Source organism: Nocardia sp. NPDC127579 (assembly GCF_042672005.1).
GTDB lineage: Bacteria > Actinomycetota > Actinomycetes > Mycobacteriales > Mycobacteriaceae > Nocardia.
Genome location: NZ_JBHXVZ010000005.1, coordinates 264086 through 283954, shown reverse-complemented (window position 1 = coordinate 283954; position 19869 = coordinate 264086). Strand labels below are relative to the sequence as shown.

Sequence of the window (19869 nt, the reverse complement as noted above, 5' to 3'; positions counted from 1 at the left end):
AAGGAGGTTCTCGGTGACGGCATTCGGAGCGCGCCTGCAACACGCGATGCGGCAGTTCGGTCCGCTGTGCGCGGGTATCGATCCGCACCCGCCGCTGCTCGAGGCCTGGGGCCTGAGCGACGACGTGGCGGGGCTGGCGACGTTCACTGAGCGCTGCGTCGAGGCGTTCGCGGGCTCGGTTGCCCTGGTCAAGCCGCAGGTCGCGTTCTTCGAGGCCTACGGCTCGGCCGGGTTCGCGGTGCTCGAACGCGCCGTCGCGGACCTGCGGGCGGCGGGCACCCTGGTAGTGGCCGACGCCAAGCGCGGCGATATCGGCTCCACCATGGCCGCCTACGCCCGCGCCTGGCTCGGCGACGGTCCGCTCGGCGTGGACGCGCTGACGGTCTCGCCGTATCTCGGATTCGGTTCACTCGCACCGGCATTGGACCTGGCCGAGCGCAACGGACGCGGGCTGTTCGTGCTCGCCGCGACCTCCAATCCCGAAGGCGCGCAGATCCAGCGGGCCCGCGGCGTGGACGGGCGCGGTATCGCGCAGACCATGGTGGACGAGTGCGCCCGGCACAACGCGGGACACGATTTCGGGTCGATCGGGGTTGTCGTCGGCGCGACACTCACCGAGGCGCCGGACCTTTCGGCGCTCGGCGGCCCGATCCTGATGCCCGGCGTCGGTGCGCAGGGCGGCGGCGCGGAATCCATCCGGGCCATCGTGCCCGAGGCGGTGCTGCCGCTGGTGCTGCCGAATGTCTCCCGTGAGGTGCTGGCCGCGGGGCCGACTGTGGCGGCGCTGCGCGACAAGGTCAGCGCGCTGCAGGCGGACTTCGCGTTCCTGCGCGGGTAGATCCCGCCCCCGACACGCCGACGGCCCCCAGAATGCGTTCTGGGGGCCGTCGGCGGTATTTCCGGTCAGAGGCGGAACACGCGCCCGCCGGAGCCCCAGCCCGCCGCGGACCAGTTCGGTCCGAAGCAGCCGACGGTTCCGGCTTGCCCGACGGGCAGGTCCTTGCGAATAGTGTACGGCCCCAAGGCGAACGGGGCCAGGGTGTAGCCGACACAGTCGATCTCGAGCCGGTACATGCCCTCGCCGCCCTGGCAATTGCCGTTGTAGGCGAAGCCCGCGTTCATGACGCCTTCGCAGCCGTCGGGGCCGGGTGCGGCGTTCGCGGTGCCGGTGGCGGTGAGTGCGGCCGCGACGACCGGGGCGGCCAGACACAGGGACAGGGTTCGAGCCGTGATGCGCATACGAGTCCGATCGTTGGATGAACCTATGACTTTCCTGATGTGCACCGTGGAGTCGCGGCTGTGTGTTACACCGCCCCGCTGGACATGTGTTCGATCCGACACGCGCGCAAAAGCGGCGACACGCGGAAAAATTCGAGAAACTTCCTGGTCGCGCACGTAACGGTTTGCTACGTGGCCGTAACCGGCTGTCGCAACCATCCCGCTAACCTCGGCGTTCGATGAAAAGTGGCTGGTACCAACATATTTCGAGTGCCCACGGGGTAGATCGCCAGCGTGACCGGGGCGGGCGTCGCATCCACCCCCGCACACCCTTACGACATCGGCGAATCATGCGCTGACCTGGGGGGTGGGTTCGCAATCGCGGGCCGACGTGGGTACGGTCGCTGAGACTGCCGGGTTACTGGCAGGAGTTGATGCAATAAACGATGAGACGGAGGAACCGTGGCCCTTCCCCAGCTGACTGACGAGCAGCGCGCCGCTGCTTTGGAGAAGGCGGCTGCCGCTCGCCGCGCTCGGGCGGAGCTCAAGGAGCGCTTGAAGCGCGGCGGCACCGACCTGAAGAGCGTCCTCAAGGATGCCGAGACCGATGAGATCCTCGGCAAGATGAAGGTGTCGGCCCTGCTGGAGGCCCTGCCCAAGGTGGGCAAGGTCAAGGCAGCCGAAATCATGAGCGAGCTGGAGATCGCCCCCACGCGGCGTCTGCGCGGGCTGGGCGACCGGCAGCGCAAGGCGCTGCTGCAGCGATTCGACTTCGACGCCTCCTGATTACCAGGGTGATCGAACACACGCGGAAGGGTCGGCTGGTTGTACTGGTCGGCCCCTCGGCCGTGGGCAAGTCCACGGTCGTGCGGTGCGTGCGGGAACGTCTGCCGCAACTGGTCTTCAGTGTGTCCGCGACTACCCGGGCCCCCCGGCCCGGGGAGGTCGACGGCCGCGACTACCGGTTCGTGTCCCGAGCGGAGTTCGACGCCATGATCGAGGCGGGCGAACTGCTCGAATGGGCAGATATCCACGGCGGGTTGCAGCGCTCGGGCACCCCGGCCGCCCCGGTTCGGGACGCCATGGCAGCGGGCCTGCCCGTGCTCGTCGAGGTCGACCTCGAGGGCGCGCGCTCGGTACGCGCGGCGATGCCCGAAGCAACACTGGTGTTCCTGGCCCCGCCGAGCTGGGACGAACTGGTCTCTCGGCTGCGCAACCGCGGCACCGAGACACCCGAGGTGATCGAGCGTCGGCTGGCCACCGCCCGGACCGAGATGGCGGCCTGTGACGAGTTCGACATCGTCATCGTGAACGACGAGGTGACCAGCGCCTGTGAGCAGTTGGTATCCTTGTTCGTTAGCACAAATTCGATGTAGGCGCGCGGCGCCTCCCCAACCGACTTCCCAGGAGCCTCCTAAGTGAGCGACACCAAGACTGTGCCCGCGTACGACACCCCGATCGGCCTCACCAACCCGCCGATCGACGAGCTGCTCGAGCGCACGTCGTCCAAGTACGCCCTGGTCATCTACGCGGCCAAGCGTGCGCGCCAGATCAACGACTACTACAACCAGCTCGGTGACGGCATCCTCGAATACGTCGGCCCGCTGGTCGAGCCGGGTCTGCAGGAGAAGCCGCTCTCGGTCGCCATGCGCGAGATCCACTCCGATCTGCTCGAGCATTCCGAAGGCGAATAGTCTCGGCGGTAGATCGTGTCCGTTGATCAGGTAGCCGGAGGGCCCGTGTCCACACGAATCGTCGTCGGAGTCGGCGGCGGAATCGCCGCGTACAAGGCATGCGCTCTGGTCCGGCGGTTCACCGAGACCGGCCACCAGGTCCGGGTCATCCCCACCGCGTCGGCGCTGGAATTCGTCGGCAAGGCGACCTTCGAGGCGCTGTCCGGTAACCCGGTGCACACCGATGTGTTCACCGACGTGCCCGAAGTGCCGCACGTGCGCCTCGGCCAGGAGGCCGACCTCGTCGTCATCGCCCCGGCCACCGCCGACCTGATCGCCCGCGCCGCCCAGGGCCGCGCCGACGACCTGCTCACCGCCACCCTGCTCACGGCCCGCTGCCCAGTGCTGTTCGCGCCCGCCATGCACACCGAGATGTGGGAGCACCCCGCCACGCAGGCCAATGTCGCGACCCTGCGCAAGCACGGCGCGATCGTCATGGAACCGGCGCACGGGCGGCTCACCGGCGCCGACACCGGCGCCGGGCGGCTGCCCGAGCCCGAGGAGATCTTCGCGCTGGCGTCGCTGCTGCAGGAACGCGCCGACGCCATCCCGCGCGATCTCGAAGGCCGCCGCGTGGTGATCACCGCCGGCGGCACCCGCGAACCGCTGGACCCGGTGCGCTTCCTGGGCAACCGCAGCTCCGGCAAACAGGGCTACGCGCTGGCCCGGGTCGCCGCCCAGCGCGGCGCCCAAGTCACCCTGATCGCGGGCAACACCATCGAGATGGCCGCCCCCGCGGCCGTCGAACTCGTGCACATCACCACCGCCGCCCAGCTCGAGACCGCCGTGGACAAGCACGCGGTCGGCGCCGACGCGGTGATCATGGCGGCCGCCGTCGCCGATTTCCGGCCCACCACCGTGGCCGCCGCGAAGATCAAGAAGGGCGCCGGCGAACCCGACGTCATCGAACTCACCAAGACCGTCGACATCCTCGCCGGCCTGGTGCAGGCGCGCCGGGACGGACAGCTGCCCGGAACCGCGATCGTCGGATTCGCGGCCGAAACCGGGGACGAACACGGCGACGTGCTCGCCCACGCGCGCGCCAAACTGGCGCGCAAGGGCTGCGACCTGCTCGTGGTCAACGCCGTCGGTGAAGGCAAAGCGTTCGAGGTGGACACCAACGACGGCTGGCTGCTCGGCGCCGACGGCACAGAACAAGCTCTCGACCATGGATCCAAGGCGCTGCTGGCGAGCCGGGTGCTGGACGCCCTCGGCCCGCTGCTGCGGAAGTAGGTCCGGATGCAGTCGAGATACCAGCGATGTCGATGTAGCGAATACTGCTGACCCGCTGAGTAATACACGATCTGTGGCCGAGCCCGGCGCGATCGATACGAACGCAGCAAAAGCTGCGCCGGAGATGACGGTGCGCCGAACACTCTCCTGACAGCGATCCGACCTGGATCGTCGTGTCGATGGTTTGGAATAGTCTGAGAAGGGTTGCGGCTGTGCGGACACTGCCGACTCGCCGTGACTCGAATACGACCCGTTGAGGGAGAGGGAACAACTGTGCGCACGTCTGGCAGCCGCCTATTCACCAGTGAGTCCGTGACCGAAGGTCATCCGGACAAGATCTGTGACGCCATCAGCGATTCCATCCTCGATGCGCTGCTCGCGGCCGATCCGCGCAGCCGGGTCGCGGTGGAAACCCTGGTCACCACCGGCCAGGTGCATGTCGCCGGTGAGGTCACCACGTCGGCTTACGCCGATATCCCCACGATCGTCCGCGAGAAGGTCCTCGAGATCGGATACGACTCGTCGGCAAAGGGTTTCGACGGCGCCTCATGCGGCGTGAACGTCGCGATCGGTGCGCAGTCGCCCGATATCGCGCAGGGTGTCGACACCTCGCACGAAGCCCGCGTCGGCGGCGAGGACGACGCCATCGCCCGTCAGGGCGCCGGTGACCAGGGCCTGATGTTCGGCTACGCCACCACCGAGACCCCCGAGCTGATGCCGCTGCCGATCTCGCTGGCGCACCGGCTCTCGCGCCGCCTGACCGAGGTCCGCAAGTCCGGTGTGCTGCCGTACCTGCGTCCCGACGGCAAGACCCAGGTCACCATCGAATACGACGGTGATGTGCCGGTCCGGCTGGACACGGTGGTCATCTCCACCCAGCATGCCGCCGATATCGACCTGGACAATCTGCTCGCGCCCGATATCCGCGAGAAGGTCGTCGACGTGGTGCTCGCCGATCTCCAGCTGCCCAACCCGCTGGACACCTCCGAGGTGCGGCTGCTGGTCAACCCGACCGGGAAGTTCGTGCTCGGCGGCCCGATGGGTGACGCGGGCCTGACCGGCCGCAAGATCATCGTCGATACCTACGGCGGCATGGCTCGCCACGGCGGTGGCGCGTTCTCCGGCAAGGATCCGTCGAAGGTGGACCGTTCGGCCGCCTACGCCATGCGGTGGGTCGCCAAGAACGTGGTCGCGGCCGGGCTGTCCGAGCGGGTCGAGGTGCAGGTCGCGTACGCGATCGGCAAGGCGGCCCCGGTCGGGCTGTTCGTCGAGACCTTCGGCACCGAGCAGATCGACCCGAACAAGATCTCCGCCGCGATCGGTGAGGTCTTCGACCTGCGTCCCGGCGCGATCATCCGCGACCTGGACCTGCTGCGCCCGATCTACGCCCCGACCGCCGCCTACGGGCACTTCGGCCGGACCGACGTCGACCTGCCCTGGGAGCGGACCGATCGCGCGGAGAAGTTGCGCGCCGCCGCCGGACTGTAAAACCCAGGCCGCGTGGACGACATCGCGGAGCCGACACCGACAACAGCGGGACACCCGATCGCCCGGGTGCTCCCGCTGTTGTCGCCTGCCCACCTGGACCGTGACTTCGATTATCTGGTCCCGCCGCAGTTCGACGAGATCGCCCGGCCCGGCGTCCGGGTCCGCGTCCGCTTCGCCGGCCGCCTGGTCGACGGCTACCTCCTCGAACGTCTCGAAAACAGCGACCACACCGGCAAACTCGTAGCGCTGGAACGAATCGTCTCCCCCGAACGCGTACTCACCCCTGAAACCCTCGCCCTCGCCACCGCCGTCGCCGACCGCTACGCCGGCACTCGCGCCGACGTCCTCCGCCTTGCCATCCCACCCCGCCACGCGGGCGCCGAAACGGGAAAGACGAAGGCCGCCAAGAAGACAGCGACGTCCTCGGGTGTCCCCCTCCAGGAGTCGGCGGCGGAGGCCGGTGATCCGCGTACAGAGCAGGGGGGTTCGATCGGCTCGCGGGTAGCCGAGGTGGGCGAGTTCGATGCTGCGGTGTGGGGGCGGTATGCGCATGGGGCGGCTTTTGTTTCGGCTTTGGGGCAGGGGCGGGGGGTACGGGCGGCGTGGCAGGCGCTGCCGGGGGAGGACTGGGCGGCGCGGCTGGCGGAGTTGGCGGCGACGGTGGTGCGGGGTGGGCGCAGTGCGGTGCTGCTGGTACCGGATCAGCGGGATCTGGATCGGCTGCTCGCGGAATGCGTTCGGCTGGTAGGGGATTCGGCGGTCGGGTTGGCGGCGGGGCTGGGGCCCTCGGCGCGGTACCGGCGGTGGCTTGCAGTGCTGCGGGGGAGTGCGCGGGTCGTGGTCGGTACCCGCGCCGCCGTGTTCGCGCCCGCCCGTGACCTGGGGCTCATCGCCATCTGGGATGACGGCGACGACACTTACGCGGAACCGCGTGCGCCGTATCCGCACGCGCGTGAAGTCGCGATGCTGCGCGCCCACGACAGCGGTGCGGCGTTCGTAGCGGCCGGTTTCGCGCGCACAGCCGAGGTCCAGGCCGTCGTCGACTCCGGGTGGGCGCACGATCTGGTGGCCGATCGGGATGTGCTGCGGCAGGCGACCCCGCGGATCAGCGCACCGGGCGACAGCGACTGGGCTCTGGAACGCGACCCGATCGCCAACGCGATCCGCATCCCCGGCATCGCCTTCGCGGCCGCGCGCGCGGCACTGAAGGAAGGCGCGCCGGTTCTCGTGCAGGTGCCGCGCCGTGGCTACGTGCCCGCGCTGTCGTGCGCGAAGTGCCGGACACCGGCCCGCTGCCGACATTGCAACGGCCCCTTGGCATTACCGCAGGGCCCGCGCGCCGACGAGGCACACAGCCCGAGCTGCCGGTGGTGCGGTATCGCGGAGGCCGCCTACCGCTGCCCGGCCTGTGCCTCGCGCGCGTTGCGCGCGGTGGTGATCGGCGCGATCCGCACCGCGGAGGAGTTGGGCCGCGCGTTTCCCGGCGTGCCGATCCGCGGTTCCGGCGGCGGTGCCGTCCTGGACACCGTGGAGCCCGGGCCGCAGGTCGTGGTCGCCACTGTCGGCGCGGAACCGCTGGTCCCCGGCGGTTACGCCGTCGCGCTGCTGCTCGATGGCTGGGCGCTGCTCGGCCGCGCCGACCTCCGCGCCGCCGAGGACGCGCTGCGCCGCTGGATGAGTGCCGCGGCGCTGGTCCGGGCTCGGGGGCAGGTCATCGTGATGGCCGAACCGTCGGTCCCGACCGTCCAGGCCCTGATTCGCTGGGACCCCGTCGGCCATGCCCGCCTCGAGGTGGACAGCCGGGCCGAAGTCGGTTTCCCCCCGGCGGTCCGGCTGGCCGCCATCGACGGCACCACCGAGTCGATCGCCGAAATCCTCTCCGTCGCAAAGCTTCCCGCTGACGTCGAGGTGCTCGGCCCCGTTCCGCTCCCTCCCGGCGCCCGCACACCGTTCTCCAGCGGCGACACCCCCGCCGAGGTCGAGCGCATGCTGCTGCGCGTCCCCCGCCGGTCCGCCGCACCCCTCACCCGCGCCCTCACCACCGCCCAGTCCATCCGCAGCACCCACCGCTCCGACGCCCCGCTGCGGATCCAGATCGATCCCATCGACATCGGCTGACGCCCGCGCCACATCACAGACGTTCTACCGTCTGCACAAGTGCGATCGAGTCTGTGTACTCGCCGGTGCGTGTGCGTAGCCGCCATCGCGCCCGTGTGCTCGTTGCGGCGAGCATGTGGTGTCGATGGGATCCGCGTGTGTTCGTCGCCGCGCGGCGCAGGTCGTGACCACGCGTGTGATGCCACGCGTAATGGCCGGTAGCTCGGTCGAGCTACCGGCCATTACCGATGCCGTCGCCGTGACCGCTCGGGAACCTAGGCGACAGCTGCTGTGGTTACCGCCTCGAACTCCTTCGGAAGTGGCCCCGCCTCGGTGCACCAGCCGATGAGTTCCGCGACGTGGGCGGGACGGAACTCGGTGGCCGGGCCGAAGGCGGGGCACGGGTAGTAGCGGTGCGGGCCCGGGCGGTCGGTGCCGCGGAACTCCCGGCCGACGACGATCAGGTGGCGGCGCTCGTGGGATTGGTGGAGCACGTAGCGCACCATGAAGCGCCGGTCCTCGGAGGCGACGGTGAGGGTGGGCCGGCCGGGCGTGGGATGACTGGTCCAGTCCGTCCGCACCCACCACAGATATTCGCGCCCCCCGACCACGATCCTGCGTCGGCCCTTCTTGCTGATTGCCATGGGCGCAACGCTAGATCGCGATCGGGGTCGGGCGCATCGGGTTTTCAGCGGAACGCGGCGAGGTTGCGTTCGGCCCACACCGAATACGGGTGGGGCGCACGGCCGAGCACCCGCTCGATGTCGGGGCTGATCCGGAGCTCCTCCGCGGTGGGCGCCCCGAGTACCGCCAGGGTGGTGTCGATCACCGGCGGCGGCATGAACGAAAGCATCTGGGCGCGTGCTTCTTCCGGGGTCTGCTCGGTGAAAAGGACCGGCTCGCCGAGGAGTTCGCTGAGCACCCGGGCCCGATCCCGGGGGGATTCCGGGGCGGGGCCGGTGAGCACGTAGTGCTGTCCGGCGTGCTCGTCGCTCAGCAGCGCGGCGGCGGCCATGGCGGCGATGTCCTCCGGATCGACGAACGGGATGGCGATGTCGCCGAAGGGCGCGGCGATGGTGCGCTCGCCGCGCACGGATTCGGCCCACGCGAAGGTGTTCGATTGGAAACCGCCGGGGCGCAGGATGGTCCAGTCCATCCCGGAGTTCTCGACGGCGACCTCGACGGCTTTGCCGAATCGACCGTGCGATTCGCTCTCGGGCCGCGACACCACGCCCTGTGACGACAGCAGCACGATCTGGCGGACGCCGGAATTCTTTGCCGCCGTGAGGATTGCGGGGATATCGGCGGCGAACGAGCCGGGGGACAGCAGCAGGAACAACTTCTCCGCGCCGTCGAGCGGCAGCCCGGCGACATCGGTCAGGTCGCCCGCGACCGCCCGGACGCCCTCGGGAACGTCGGTGGGCGCGGTGCGTGCCACCGCCGTCACTTTCGCTCCGGCTTCGGCCAGCATCCGCACCAGCGGCCGTCCGACGTTTCCGGTAGCTCCGGTCACCACGATCATTGCAAACTCCTTAGTTAGTTGACTGACTAACAAGAAGTTAGCAGAGGGGTGCGACGGTTGTCTACAGTTAGTTGGGTGACCAACTCAGTACCCGGCAAGCGGGAGCGCCTGATCGATGCCGCCGTGCGCGTCTTCTACGAGCGCGGCGTGGAGAAGACGACCATCGCCGATATTGCTCGCGTCGCCGATGTCCCGGTCGGCAACGTCTACTACTACTTCAAGACGAAAGACCAGCTCATCGAGGCCGCCATCGGCGCGCACGCGCGCGGTCTGGATCAGCTGACCGCCGAGCTGAACCGCCTCGAGGATCCGCGTGAACGCCTGCGGGAACTGGTCTCGGGCTGGGTGGCCGAGCGTGAGCTCGCCGCCCGATTCGGCTGCCCGTTCGGTTCGCTGACGGCGGAATTGCACAAACGCGACGATCCGCTCGAGGGGCGCGCCAGCGAGGTGATGCAACGGCTGGTCGACTGGTCGCGGACTCAGTTCGAGGAGCTTGGCCGCGCGGACGCGCAGCGTCTCGCGATCGCCCTGATCTCGTCCTACCAGGGAATTTCCATGCTCACCAACGCCTTTCGCGATCCCGAGCTGATGGTCGCGGAGGGGGAGCGGCTGCGGGAATGGATCGACTCGCTCTAGTGTCGCTCGGTGTCGAAGGCGCGTCCCTGATCGGGCCGCGCCTTTTTCATGCTTGCGTCGGATAGATTGTCGATATATCGTCGATAGCGTGAGATACACACGGAAGCCTCAGGAGGCAGATATGGAAAACCAGAACAAGGACTTCGGGCGGCGTGGTCGCCGCCACCACCCGGGTGATTTCGGCCCCGAATTGCACCATCCCCATCACCGGCACGGCCGTCGTGGCTTCGGTCCCGAATTCGGCCCCGGCGGTTTCGGGCCCGGCTTCGGCCCGCATTTCGGTCGTGGCCGGGGTCGCGGTGGTCGTGGCCGGCGCGGCGATGTGCGTGCGGCGGTACTGCTGCTGCTCACCGAGCGTCCGATGCACGGCTACGAGCTGATCCAGCAGATTCGCGAACGCAGCGACGATGTGTGGCGTCCCAGCCCCGGATCGATCTATCCCGCGCTCGCGCAGCTGGAGGACGAGGGCCTGGTGCTCATCGAGAAGGTCGCCGGTCGCAAGACCGCGCAACTGACCGAGGCCGGCACCGCCTACGTCGCCGAACATCGCGATGACCTGGGTGATCCGTGGGCGGACGTCAAGGGCGACGTGGGCGATCAGGCGATCGACCTGCGAGCGCTGATCGGCCAGTTGATGGGTGCTGCGGCACAGGTGGCGGCGGCCGGTACGCCGGAGCAGGCGAGCAAGGCGGCCGAGGTGCTCACCGAGGCGCGCCGGGCGCTGTACCGGATTCTCGCCGAAGACGACAGCCCCGAAAAGTCATAGGCACAAATCCAGCTGTGAGCGCAGGCATTTCACTCCGTTTCGTTAAATAATTGGGGAATGGAACAGCCTGAGGGCACGTGGGGTTGGGGTAAGTCACAGATCGGTCGGCTCGTGCTGGCCGCCGCGATAGCCGGAGCCGCTGTGCTCGGCTCCGGCGCGGCGCCCGCCCTGGCCGATCCCGAACCGGTCGCCGGCGTCGCGGGCTATCGCCCGGCCGAGATACCGACCGTGCCCGGGCCGATCCAGTCCGATCACCTCGCGGCCGCCGTCTACCAGCGCACCCGGCCCAACGCGGTTCCGTTGGGAGTCAACAACTTCGAATGCGTGCCGAGCGCCGCGCATCCCCGGCCCGTCGTGCTGGCGCACGGCACCGATTCCAGCGCCTACTCCGATTACGCGGCCATCGGCCCCGAGCTGGTGGCGGCCGGGTTCTGCGTGTTCGCGCTGAACTACGGCGGTGCGCCGGGTGCGGTCACCTACGGCACCGAGGACATGCGGGTCAGCGCCCGCCAGCTCGGCGATTTCGTCGACATCGTGCGTGCGGCCACCGGCGCCGACCAGGTCGACCTGGTCGGATTCTCCCAGGGCGCCAACGTCACCCGGTTCTGGGTCAACAAGTTCGGCGGCGCGCCCAAGGTCGGGCAATGGGTGGGCCTGGCCTCGCCCAGCTACGGCGGCGTCATGTACGGGCTGGTCCCGGTCGTCCAGGCGATGGGCGTCCTGGACGTCTTCGTGAAGGTCACCTCGCTGGCGGCGGTGCAGCAGGTCCAGGGTTCCGCGGTGATGACCGAACTCAACGCGGGCGGAGATACGGTGCCGGGCCCGCGCTACGTCACCATCGGCAGCCGGGTCGACGAGATGATCCAGCCGTTCGACAACATCGCCCTGCACGGGCCGGGCGCCCGCAATCTCGTCCTTCAGGATCTGTGCCCCGCCAACCTGACCGGCCACTTCCATATGGTCTACGACGAGTTCATCCAGGATCTGCTGCGCCAAGTGCTCGATCCGAGCGCACCCGCACCCGTATGCCGGGCCGTGCCGCTGGGCACCGGCATCCCCGAGGTGATCATCGCCGGCAACTCCTGAATCCGGGCGGCCGGGCGGAGGAGTACGCACCCCGCCCGGACCGCAATTGGATTCATACCAGGTCAGCGGGCTCGAATCGGGGACATCGGAGTGATCTGCGTCCCCTGTTTTCCCGGCGGGGCGCACCCCGGCGCAGCGGGGCGGGAACGCGGAAACCCCGCACATAGAATGGGACGACCGCACACGCCATTTTCCGGGAGCAGCCGTGACCATCCAGCCCGTTCGCCTGTTCGGCGATCCCATCCTGCGCGCACGTGCCGCGGAGGTCACCGAATTCGATCGGGAGCTGCGTCAGCTCGTCGACGACCTCACCGACACCATGTACGACGACGGCGGCGTGGGGATGGCCGCACCGCAGATCGGCGTCGGGCTGCGGGTATTCGTCTACGACACCGGTGACGCGCAAGGACATGTCGTGAACCCGGTCTTCACCGTCGACGGCGAAGAGGAACAGGTCGGGCCGGAAGGCTGCCTGTCCATTCCGGGGGCGCGCTACGACGTCCGGCGCGCACTGCGGGTTCACGTGTCCGGGGTGGACATCGACGGCAAGCCGGTCGCATTCGACGCCACCGACCTGCTGTCGCGGTGCGTACAACACGAGACCGACCATCTGGACGGCGTGCTGTTCATCGACCGGCTCGACCCGGCCGACCGCAAGGACGCCATGCGCGGCATCCGCGAGTCGGACTGGTTCAGTGCGGGTGTCACCGTGCGCGCGTCACGCGGTACCGGTGAACCCGCCAAGGCGAACCCGTTCGGGCGGGGCCGCTGATGCGCATCGTCTTCGCGGGCACCCCCGAACCGGCCGTGCCGTCCTTGCGCCGGTTCATCGAGTCCTCCCGGCACGAGGTCGTCGCCGTGGTCACCCGGCCGGACGCGGTCGCCGGGCGCGGCCGCAAGATCAAGCGGTCCCCGGTGGGGCAGCTGGCCGATGAGCACGGCATCCCCGTGCTCATGCCGCGCCGCCCCGCCGAACCCGAATTCGTCGACCAGCTCACCGAATTGGCGCCCGACTGCTGCCCGGTGGTCGCCTACGGCGCGCTGCTGCCGCAGCAGGTGCTCGACATTCCCCGGTTCGGCTGGATCAACCTGCATTTCTCGCTGCTGCCCGCTTGGCGCGGCGCCGCACCCGTACAGGCCGCCATCGACGCCGGCGACGAATTCACCGGAGCCTCCACTTTCCAGATCGAGGCCGGGCTCGACACCGGTCCGGTCTTCGGCGTGGTGACCGAGAAGATCCAGGTCACCGACACCGCCGGGATCCTGCTCGAACGGCTCGCCGAAAGCGGCGCGCACCTGCTGGAAACCACCCTGGACGGTGTGGAAGACGGTGCGCTGCAAGCCGTTCCGCAACCCGCGGAGGGGGTCTCCTACGCTCCCAAGGTGGTTCCGGAGGACGGTCACGTCCGCTGGGATCAGCCCGCCCTGGGCATCAGCCGCCGCATTCGCGCGGTTACCCCCGCCCCCGGCGCCTGGACCGAGGTCTCCGGCATCCGCCTCAAACTCGGCCCGGTCGAGCTCGTCGAAGAACAGCTGCCACCCCGCACCATCGAGGTGCGCAAGTCCGGCGTCTACATCGGCACCGCCACCACTGCCGTCCGCCTTACCCAGGTCCAACCCCCCGGCAAACGCCTCATGCCGGCCCTCGACTGGGCCCGCGGCGCCCGCCTCCAACCCGGCGCGGTAGTCGAATGAACCGTAAAACGGATCGGCGCCCACAGACAGTGACGGAACCGACGACCAGGGAGGTGCGAGCGTGAGCGCAGAGGACAGGCGGCGCCGGATTGCGGCGCAGCGGGCAGCGGATACGTCCACACCAGGTCAGCGGGCAGTCGAGGGCACAATGCCGGGGCAGCGGGAGGCGAAGAGCACCGCGCCGGGTCGACGGGCAGCGGAGGGTGCCGCGCCGGGTCAGCGGGCGGCGAAGGGTGCCGCGCCGGGTCAGCGGGCAGCGAAGGGCGCCGCGCCGGGTCAGCGGGTAGCGAAGGGTGCCGCGCCGGGTCAGCGGGCAGCCAAGGGCGCCGCGCCAGGTCAGCGGGCAGCGAAGGGCGCCGCACCGGGTCAGCGGGTAGCGAAGGGTGCCGCGCCAGGTCAGCGGGCAGGGGCAGAGACCGAACCTGGTTCGTGGGCGGCGAAAAAGGCGTCGGCGAAGGCGAATTCGACCGGTGCGCAGGAGCCGAGTCAGGCGAGTAGTACTCGACGCAAGCCGAGCACCGGCGCACTCGACGGCGGCTGGCTCGCCCGCGCCCAGAACCCGAACCGAGGTGACGCAACCCCGGACGGTGACACCCGCCGCCGCTGGTCCTACGACGATCAGCCGCCCACCGATCGCGCCCGCTCCGGCGGCAGGGCGGACCGAGGATTCGCCTCGGATGAATCGCGGGAACGTGACCGACTGGAATCCCGAAGCCGCAAACCAGTGCAGCCGCAGGGTGATTCACGCGGGACGTCGACAGCGAGGAAGAGCAGCGGAGGGACTGAGCAGAAAGAGTCCGTATCCAAGGGTGCGCGCGGTGGCCGGGAAGCCGGGGCTGTGCAGGAGGGTGCTCGCGGTGCGGGGGAGGCGGGTGTGGTGAGGGCTGGTGCGCGCGGTGGCCGGGAAGCCGGGAAAGTGCAGGAGGGGCTTCGCGGTGCTGGAGAGGCGGGTGTAGCGAGGGCTGGTGCGCGCGGTGGCCGGGAAAACGGGGCGGCGCAGAAGGGGGCCCGTGGCAGTGGGGTGACGGGCTCGCAGCGGAAGGGGTTGCGCGGTGCGGGGGAGGCCGGCTCGGCTCGGAAGGGTTCGGGTGGGGGGAAAGGGGTGGTGCGGCAGCAGGGGCGGGAGGCCGGGGATCCGGTGCGGCTGGTGGCGCGGGACGTGTTGCGGGCGGTGCGGGAACGGGACGCCTACGCGAATCTGGTGCTGCCCGCGCTGCTGCGGGAGCGAAACATCTCCGGCCGGGATGCGGCGTTGGCGACGGAGCTCGCCTATGGGGCGTGCCGGTCGCTCGGGTTGCTCGATGCGGTGATCGCGGCGGGAGCGGGGCGGCCGATCGACGAGATCGACGGACCGCTGCTGGATGTGTTGCGGCTGGGCGTCTATCAGCTGTTGCGGACGCGGATCGGGGCGCACGCGGCGGTGGACACCTCGGTGGCGCTGGCCCGAGCCGAGTTCGGGCAGGGCAAGTCCGGGTTCGTGAACGCGGTGCTGCGCCGGGCGGGGGAGAAGACAGCCGACGAGTGGGTCGCCGAGCTGGCGCCGTCGGATCCGGTGGGCCGTTCGGCCTTCGAGTTTGCGCATCCGGTGTGGATCGCGCAGGCGTTCGCGGACGCGCTCGGCGCCCGCGCCGCCGAATTGCGGGACGCGCTGGCCGCCGACGACGCTCGGCCGCTGGTGCATCTGGTCGCCCGGCCCGGCGAGATCTCGGCCGAGGAACTCGCGCTGCTCACCGGCGGCGAGGAGGGACGATGGTCGCCGTACGCGGTGTATCTCGACGGCGGCGATCCCGGGAAACTCGAGCCGGTCCGCGAAGGTCTGGCCGCTGTGCAGGACGAAGGCAGCCAGCTGGTGGCGCTGAGCCTGACGCGCGCTCCTTTGGAGGGGCCCGACAACGGCCGCTGGCTCGACCTGTGCGCGGGGCCCGGCGGCAAGGCGGCCCTACTGGGTGCGCTCGCCGCCATCGATCGGTTCCAGGTCGACGCTGTCGAACCGTCCGAACATCGCGCCGAACTGGTACGCAAATCCACCGGCGATCTGCCGGTGGACGTGCACGTCGTCGACGGCCGCGACAGCGGGCTGACCCCCGGCTTCGACCGCATCCTGGTCGACGCGCCCTGCACCGGGCTCGGCGCGCTGCGCCGCCGTCCAGAGGCCCGTTGGCGCCGCACCCCGGCGGATGTCCGCGAATTGGTGGTCCTGCAGCGTGAATTGCTCGCCGCGGCTTGGGAACTCGTCCGCCCCGGCGGTGTGATCGTCTACTCCACCTGCTCCCCACACCTCCCGGAAACGGTCTCCATCGTCGGCGATTTCGTCCGCCGCACCGGCGCCGTCCAACTCGACACCCGCGATCTCCTCCCCGGCGTCACCGACCTCGGTGACGGCCCGGCCGCCCAGCTCTGGCCGCACCGCCACGGCACCGACGCCATGTTCATGGCCGCCTTGCGCAAACCGCTGTAGCGGCGGCGGCCCGGGTCACTCGAGCCTACGACTGCACAGCGCTCCTGGTGACTGCACACATGCGCGCGCGTGTGTGCAGTGGCGATTTGGGTTGCGGTGTCGTTCTCTGTTGATGCTGCGTCGTGTGTATGGGCGTGGCTGTGTGGGTGGTGTCGCTCGGACTTGTGACTGCACAGCGCTTTTGGTGACTGTGTTCATGCGTGCGCGTGTGTGTGGTGGCGATTTGTGTTGTGGTGTCGTTGGTGGTCCGGTGCGGCGTGCGTGGGGCGTGGGTGTCGGGTGGGGGTGTCCCTCGGGCTTGTGACTGCACAGCGCTTTTGGTGACTGCGCGCATGCGTGCTCGTGTGCGTGGTGGCGATTTGGGTTGTGAAGTCGTCGTTGCCGGGAAGCGTGTGGCGGGGGCGTGATGGTGATCATGAAGTGTCTGGACTCAGGCCGTGGGGGTGTGCTCAGGGCAGTGCGGAGAGGTGGGTACGGGGAGGTGAACCGGCGCTGAACCGGGGTTCCATTCTTCCAAGGCGCGGTGCCGTGCCCAGGGCAGACTGGGGGTATGGCGATGACGTGGCAGGGGGTTGTGGAGTTGGCGACCGAGTTGCCGGGGGTGGAGGAGGCGACCTGGTGGCGTAGTCCGGCGTTGAAGGTGGGGAAGAAGGGGTTCGCGCGGTTGCGGGACGAGGCGGAGGGCGGGCTGGTGTTGCAGTGCGAGATGGCGGAGAAGGAGGCGCTGCTGGCGTCGGGGGATCCGACGTTCTACACCACCCCGCACTACAACGGATACCCGTACATCCTGATCGATCTGGATCGGATCGGCCGCGACCAACTGCGGGAACTGCTGGATGCCGCGTGGTGGCTGGCCGCGCCCGCGAAACTCCGCAGGCAGCGCGAGCAGGCCTGACTATTCGCGTTCGGACAGTTCCCGCAATCGGGCCAGGGTTTTCGTCAGAATCCGCGAGACATGCATCTGCGAGATGCCCATCTGCTTGGCGATCTGGGTCTGTGTCATCGATTCGAAGAACCGCATGGTCAGGATCCGGCGTTCGCGTTCGGGCAGCCCGGCCAGCAGCGGCCTGATCGCCACGTACTCTTCGACGCGTTCGAACTGTCCCTCCTCCTCGCCGAGGGTGTCGAGCAGCGAGGCGTCGGTGTCGCGGCCGAGGGAAGCGGCGTCGATGGAACTCGGCTGGTAGGCGTTGCCGGCGATGACCGCCTGGGTGACCTCGTCCGGGTCGACGTCGAGGTGGGCGGCGATCTCCTTGGCGGTGGGTGAGCGCCCGAGCGTCTGGGAGAGGGCGTCGATGGCGGAGCCGATCCGCAGATGGGTTTCCTTGACCCGCCGGGGAACGCGCATCGCCCAGGTGTTGTCGCGGAAGTAGCGCCGCACCTCGCCCATGATGGTCGGCACCGCGAAGGACAGGAAGTTGGAGCCGCGGCTGGGATCGAACCGGTCCACCGCGTGCACCAGCCCGACCCGCGCGACCTGGGTGAGATCGTCGAACGGTTCACCGCGGCCGCTGAACTTGCGCGCGATGTGGTCGGCGAGCGGAATGCAGCGGCTGATCAGTTCGTCGCGCAGCGCGGTGTATTTCGCGGTGCCCGCGGTGGCGGCGGCGAGCCGTTCGAACAGCGCGCCCAGATCGTCGTAGCCGGAGACCGAACCGACTTCCTCGACGGTTTCGGCGTCCTCTTCGGCGTCGCCGGGCGCTTCGGCCGCTTCCGGTGCGGTGTCGGGCGTTTCGCTGTGACCGGGCTCCTCGCGCTCCGGGTCGAACGCTGTCTTCTCGTCCGCCACTACGCTTTCCCCCGGACCCGACGGAACTCCACCGTCGTCGGATATCCGGAAGCCGCCGTGTCGAAGGGATCTTGGCTCGCCTGCACCGAGTCGGTGAGCGTGCGCAGCACATGCCAGCCGAAGCTGCGCTGGTCCGGTAATCCCTCGGCCGCCGCGAGCCCGCTGACCCGCACCAGCAGCTCGGTGTCGCCGATGCTGAACCAGCAGTGCAGGCTGGAGCCCGGTGCCGCGATCGCGATCAGCGTGGAGCACACCTCGTCGACGGCCAGCCGGATGTCGGCGACCTCGTCGAGGGTGAATTCGCTGAGCAGCACGAGAGTTTCGGCGAGCCCGCGCACGATGGGCAGCTGCGTGACCGCCGCGGCCACCCGAATCTCCACCGGGGAGCTGGTCCCCTGTTCCGCCGAAATATTGATCACCCTGAGAAGGCTACCCATTCCGGCGCTGCGCAATCACCGTTTGCCTGGTGAGAGGGGACGATCACGTTCCGTGTCGGCTGCTCGGTACACTCCGGCACTGTGTCCACACCGACGTTTTCGCGGCCATCCGAGCCGATGATCGCCCCGTCCATCCTCTCCGCCGACTTCGCGCGTCTCGCGGACGAGACCGCGGCGGTCGCGTCCGCCGACTGGCTGCATGTCGATGTGATGGACGCGCATTTCGTGCCGAACCTGACCCTGGGCCTGCCGGTGGTGCAGAGCCTGTTGAAGGCGACCGACATTCCGCTGGATTGCCATCTGATGATCGAGGACCCGGGTCGTTGGGCGCCGCCGTACGCGGAGGCCGGCGCCTACAACGTCACCTTCCACGCGGAGGCGACCGATGATCCGGTGGCGGTGGCGCGCGATATCCGTGCGGCGGGCGCGAAGGCGGGGCTTTCGGTGAAGCCGAACACCCCGATCGAACCGTATCTGGAGATCTTGAAGAGTTTCGACACGCTGCTGGTGATGAGCGTGGAGCCGGGATTCGGTGGCCAGTCGTTCATTCCGCATGTACTGGAGAAGGCGCGGATCGTGCGCAATCTGGTCGATTCGGGCGATCTGCGGCTGCTGGTGGAGATCGACGGCGGGATCAACGCCGACACCATCGAGCAGGCGGCGGAGGCCGGGATCGACTGTTTCGTCGCCGGTTCGGCGGTGTACAACACGGCGGATCCGGGTGCGACCGTGGAGAAGCTGCGGCATCAGGCCGCCGGGCACTGGGCTTGAAATAGCTTCGGGCGCTGAACGATTCAGCGCCCGAAGTCGAAACTCTCAGTTGCAGTGCGGTTTCCGTCGATTTCCGAGCGCCCGCGTCGCCTCGATTACGGCGCTGAGCGGCGGCAGGTCGATGTGCGGCGGCTGCGCCCACACCCGGTAGCCGGTGGCCTCGTCGCTGGGGGAGGGCAGCACCACCTGGCTGCCGGTGCCCGCGACCGTCGCGTACAGCCGGAAGAGTTCGGCGAAGACGTGTGCGGTGAGCGTCTCGGCGTTGGTGGGGCCGGTGATGAAGGTCCACCGCCGGGCGCGCGGGTGGTGCACGACAGGGGCGGGCAACTGCGCTTCGGTGAGCTGTCGATGCACCTGCTCGCCGAGATCGGAGGGCATGGTGATCGCGCCGTAGTGCTGGCCGATGTCCAACAGGATGTGGCGCGAGGCCGGATCGATCGAGGCGGGCATCTGGAATTCGCGCCGATACTGATCGCAGCGAACTTCCAGCTTCGCGTCGAGAAGCGTGGTCACACAGCACCCCCGTCGAGTGATGGATTGTCTGCTGGTAGATAGCCGTTCATTGCCAGTTGGCGAACGCAATTCGAACGGTCGGGATCGTGCACATAACAATATTGCATCCATTTCCGTTTGGATGCAAGCAAAATGTGTAGGCGTGTTTTCCGGTGGGTACCAGGGAGATTCGGCGCGCCGGATGACCCGTCGGCAATGCGCGGAGATTCTGGGCAGTCTGTTTATCGGGCGTCGGTAAACACTCGGCAATCTTGTATTGATGTACAGAAACGCGCCGCACTCCCCAGACATATGGTCGGTTCTCTTGGCGGCGCGCCAGTGAACGGAACCGTGCCGCCGCCCGCCGGTCCGGCGTCGCTACCCTGATCCCACTGCGGGAATAGCGGCCATGCCCGGCTTGTTCCGCCCACCGAGACACGAACGCGAC

Annotated in this window: 21 protein-coding genes; 15 read left to right on the top strand and 6 right to left on the bottom strand. The window is 68.9% G+C overall.

What is annotated here, in order from left to right; genetic code table 11:
* Positions 1 to 13 precede the first annotated feature (13 nt).
* Positions 14 to 838 (top strand): orotidine-5'-phosphate decarboxylase, encoded by an 825-nt coding sequence (pyrF, locus tag ACFVMC_RS19435; RefSeq protein ID WP_379212029.1) that lies wholly within the window; start codon positions 14 to 16, stop codon positions 836 to 838.
* A 65-nt stretch (positions 839 to 903) separates the two neighbouring features.
* Here pyrF and ACFVMC_RS19430 read toward each other — a convergent pair whose 3' ends face one another.
* The gene (locus ACFVMC_RS19430) at positions 904 to 1239 is read right to left on the bottom strand and encodes a hypothetical protein (protein ID WP_379212027.1); all 336 of its coding nucleotides are present in this window, start codon (positions 1237 to 1239) and stop codon (positions 904 to 906) included.
* 441 nt (positions 1240 to 1680) lie between these two features.
* Between ACFVMC_RS19430 and mihF the strand changes: the two genes are divergently transcribed.
* The 6 genes from mihF (at position 1681) to ACFVMC_RS19400 (ending at position 7790) form a co-directional block, all read left to right on the top strand.
* Entirely contained in the window at positions 1681 to 2004 is a 324-nt protein-coding gene (gene mihF, locus ACFVMC_RS19425) for an integration host factor, actinobacterial type (protein WP_209891251.1), read from the top strand.
* Between the two features lie 8 nt (positions 2005 to 2012).
* On the top strand, positions 2013 to 2594 hold the full coding sequence (gene gmk, locus ACFVMC_RS19420; protein ID WP_379212026.1) for a guanylate kinase: 582 nt from the start codon (positions 2013 to 2015) through the stop codon (positions 2592 to 2594).
* A gap of 42 nt (positions 2595 to 2636) precedes the next feature.
* A complete protein-coding gene (gene rpoZ / locus ACFVMC_RS19415) occupies positions 2637 to 2912 on the top strand; it encodes a DNA-directed RNA polymerase subunit omega (protein ID WP_356978162.1) in 276 nt (91 codons plus the stop codon).
* 45 nt (positions 2913 to 2957) lie between these two features.
* Entirely contained in the window at positions 2958 to 4184 is a 1227-nt protein-coding gene (gene coaBC, locus ACFVMC_RS19410) for a bifunctional phosphopantothenoylcysteine decarboxylase/phosphopantothenate--cysteine ligase CoaBC (protein WP_379212024.1), read from the top strand.
* Positions 4185 to 4457: 273 nt separating this feature from the next.
* On the top strand, positions 4458 to 5672 hold the full coding sequence (gene metK / locus ACFVMC_RS19405) for a methionine adenosyltransferase (protein ID WP_379212022.1): 1215 nt from the start codon (positions 4458 to 4460) through the stop codon (positions 5670 to 5672).
* A gap of 21 nt (positions 5673 to 5693) precedes the next feature.
* Entirely contained in the window at positions 5694 to 7790 is a 2097-nt protein-coding gene (locus ACFVMC_RS19400) for a primosomal protein N' (RefSeq protein WP_379212432.1), read from the top strand.
* A gap of 254 nt (positions 7791 to 8044) precedes the next feature.
* Here the strand turns inward: ACFVMC_RS19400 and ACFVMC_RS19395 are convergent, their stop codons facing one another.
* Together ACFVMC_RS19395 and ACFVMC_RS19390 are read right to left on the bottom strand one after the other, a co-directional pair.
* Positions 8045 to 8413 (bottom strand): hypothetical protein, encoded by a 369-nt coding sequence (locus ACFVMC_RS19395; RefSeq protein ID WP_379212020.1) that lies wholly within the window; start codon positions 8411 to 8413, stop codon positions 8045 to 8047.
* Between the two features lie 44 nt (positions 8414 to 8457).
* A complete protein-coding gene (locus tag ACFVMC_RS19390; RefSeq protein ID WP_379212019.1) occupies positions 8458 to 9291 on the bottom strand; it encodes an NAD(P)H-binding protein in 834 nt (277 codons plus the stop codon).
* A 75-nt stretch (positions 9292 to 9366) separates the two neighbouring features.
* Here ACFVMC_RS19390 and ACFVMC_RS19385 point away from each other — a divergent pair, with 75 nt between their 5' ends.
* The 7 genes from ACFVMC_RS19385 (at position 9367) to ACFVMC_RS19355 (ending at position 16827) form a co-directional block, all read left to right on the top strand.
* On the top strand, positions 9367 to 9927 hold the full coding sequence (locus ACFVMC_RS19385; RefSeq protein ID WP_379212017.1) for a TetR/AcrR family transcriptional regulator: 561 nt from the start codon (positions 9367 to 9369) through the stop codon (positions 9925 to 9927).
* A 121-nt stretch (positions 9928 to 10048) separates the two neighbouring features.
* The gene (locus ACFVMC_RS19380; RefSeq protein WP_379212015.1) at positions 10049 to 10693 is read left to right on the top strand and encodes a PadR family transcriptional regulator; all 645 of its coding nucleotides are present in this window, start codon (positions 10049 to 10051) and stop codon (positions 10691 to 10693) included.
* Between the two features lie 57 nt (positions 10694 to 10750).
* Positions 10751 to 11779 (top strand): esterase/lipase family protein, encoded by a 1029-nt coding sequence (locus tag ACFVMC_RS19375; RefSeq protein ID WP_379212013.1) that lies wholly within the window; start codon positions 10751 to 10753, stop codon positions 11777 to 11779.
* 205 nt (positions 11780 to 11984) lie between these two features.
* A complete protein-coding gene (def, locus tag ACFVMC_RS19370) occupies positions 11985 to 12551 on the top strand; it encodes a peptide deformylase (RefSeq protein ID WP_379212011.1) in 567 nt (188 codons plus the stop codon).
* The gene (fmt, locus tag ACFVMC_RS19365) at positions 12551 to 13474 is read left to right on the top strand and encodes a methionyl-tRNA formyltransferase (RefSeq protein WP_379212009.1); all 924 of its coding nucleotides are present in this window, start codon (positions 12551 to 12553) and stop codon (positions 13472 to 13474) included. Before def ends, fmt begins: the two co-directional genes overlap by 1 nt.
* Positions 13475 to 14495: 1021 nt before the next feature.
* Positions 14496 to 15932, top strand: coding sequence for an RsmB/NOP family class I SAM-dependent RNA methyltransferase (locus tag ACFVMC_RS19360; RefSeq protein WP_379212007.1), 1437 nt, complete (start codon positions 14496 to 14498; stop codon positions 15930 to 15932).
* Between the two features lie 550 nt (positions 15933 to 16482).
* Positions 16483 to 16827, top strand: coding sequence for an MmcQ/YjbR family DNA-binding protein (locus ACFVMC_RS19355; protein ID WP_379212005.1), 345 nt, complete (start codon positions 16483 to 16485; stop codon positions 16825 to 16827).
* Here ACFVMC_RS19355 and ACFVMC_RS19350 read toward each other — a convergent pair whose 3' ends face one another.
* Together ACFVMC_RS19350 and ACFVMC_RS19345 are read right to left on the bottom strand one after the other, a co-directional pair.
* A complete protein-coding gene (locus ACFVMC_RS19350) occupies positions 16828 to 17721 on the bottom strand; it encodes an RNA polymerase sigma factor SigF (RefSeq protein WP_379212003.1) in 894 nt (297 codons plus the stop codon).
* Positions 17721 to 18140, bottom strand: a complete 420-nt coding sequence (locus ACFVMC_RS19345) for an anti-sigma factor (protein ID WP_379212002.1) — start codon at positions 18138 to 18140, stop codon at positions 17721 to 17723. Before ACFVMC_RS19345 ends, ACFVMC_RS19350 begins: the two co-directional genes overlap by 1 nt.
* A 135-nt stretch (positions 18141 to 18275) precedes the next feature.
* On the opposite strand from ACFVMC_RS19345, the gene rpe reads away from it, so the two are divergent.
* A complete protein-coding gene (gene rpe / locus ACFVMC_RS19340; RefSeq protein ID WP_379212431.1) occupies positions 18276 to 18929 on the top strand; it encodes a ribulose-phosphate 3-epimerase in 654 nt (217 codons plus the stop codon).
* A 45-nt stretch (positions 18930 to 18974) separates the two neighbouring features.
* On the opposite strand, the gene ACFVMC_RS19335 is transcribed toward rpe, so the two are convergent.
* A complete protein-coding gene (locus tag ACFVMC_RS19335) occupies positions 18975 to 19442 on the bottom strand; it encodes a hypothetical protein (protein ID WP_379212000.1) in 468 nt (155 codons plus the stop codon).
* Positions 19443 to 19869 lie beyond the last annotated feature (427 nt).

Coding starts and splice junctions, on each gene's coding strand:
- ACFVMC_RS19430 (WP_379212027.1), bottom strand. CDS start 1,239: ATGCGCATCACGGCTCGAACCCTGTCCCTGTGTCTGGCCGCCCCGGTC.
- ACFVMC_RS19395 (WP_379212020.1), bottom strand. CDS start 8,413: ATGGCAATCAGCAAGAAGGGCCGACGCAGGATCGTGGTCGGGGGGCGC.
- ACFVMC_RS19390 (WP_379212019.1), bottom strand. CDS start 9,291: ATGATCGTGGTGACCGGAGCTACCGGAAACGTCGGACGGCCGCTGGTG.
- ACFVMC_RS19380 (WP_379212015.1), top strand. CDS start 10,049: ATGGAAAACCAGAACAAGGACTTCGGGCGGCGTGGTCGCCGCCACCAC.
- ACFVMC_RS19375 (WP_379212013.1), top strand. CDS start 10,751: ATGGAACAGCCTGAGGGCACGTGGGGTTGGGGTAAGTCACAGATCGGT.
- fmt (WP_379212009.1), top strand. CDS start 12,551: ATGCGCATCGTCTTCGCGGGCACCCCCGAACCGGCCGTGCCGTCCTTG.
- ACFVMC_RS19355 (WP_379212005.1), top strand. CDS start 16,483: ATGGCGATGACGTGGCAGGGGGTTGTGGAGTTGGCGACCGAGTTGCCG.
- rpe (WP_379212431.1), top strand. CDS start 18,276: ATGATCGCCCCGTCCATCCTCTCCGCCGACTTCGCGCGTCTCGCGGAC.